This window comes from Flavobacterium pedocola (genome assembly GCF_053764385.1).
Map to the genome: position 1 here is coordinate 1 of NZ_JBSNCR010000033.1, position 270 is coordinate 270.

Consider the following 270-nt stretch of genomic DNA (forward strand, 5'->3'; position numbering starts at 1 on the left):
CGCTGTTCCGTTTGAACCACCATTACAAGATACATCGGTTTTAGAACCTGTTGAACTCAAAACAGTTGGTTGGTTGATGGTGAACGATCTTGTCGCCTGACACCCGTTAGCATCGGTGATGGTGCACGTATAGGTTCCGGCAATTAATCCTGAAGCTGTTGCGCCAGTTCCACCTAAAGGAGCCCACGAATAAGTATAAGAGGCTGTTCCGCCGGCAGCTACAACAGTCGCCGTTCCGTTAGCTCCACCGTTACAGGATACATCGGTTTT

General features: G+C 49.3%; 1 protein-coding gene. It reads right to left on the reverse strand.

Annotated elements, in window-relative coordinates; genetic code table 11:
- A partial coding sequence (locus ACWPKD_RS15260; RefSeq protein WP_455413543.1) for a SprB repeat-containing protein occupies positions 1 to 270 on the reverse strand: 270 nt, incomplete at both ends.